The sequence below is a fragment of the Priestia sp. SIMBA_032 genome, from assembly GCF_046535215.1.
Taxonomy (GTDB): Bacteria; Bacillota; Bacilli; order Bacillales; family Bacillaceae_H; genus Priestia; species Priestia aryabhattai.
Window position 1 is genome coordinate 1 of sequence record NZ_JAWRXD010001499.1, and the last position, 238, is coordinate 238.

Genomic DNA, 238 nt, shown 5'->3' on the forward strand with positions numbered 1-238 from the left:
TTTTTATTTCTTCTTCATGTAGAAATTATTCTTCTCCTAAAACTCGGTTAATACGTTTGCGAAACATCGGCATTCCATTTCCACCCGCTTGGAAATGACGAAGCTAACCTTCTTTATCAAATACATAATATGCTGGTACATATTTATTTTCAAAAGCGTCTGTTAACTTCTGCTCACTGTCTACGTAAATTGGCTGAGTAATATCATGTCCCATCGCCATTGCCTCAATACCACTCAT

The 238-nt window shown here is 36.6% G+C and carries 1 pseudogene; it reads right to left on the reverse strand.

The annotated features are described in order from the left end of the window. Positions 1 to 25 precede the first annotated feature (25 nt). Positions 26 to 238: pseudogene (locus tag SB717_RS39295) on the reverse strand (TlpA family protein disulfide reductase); the annotation flags it as partial.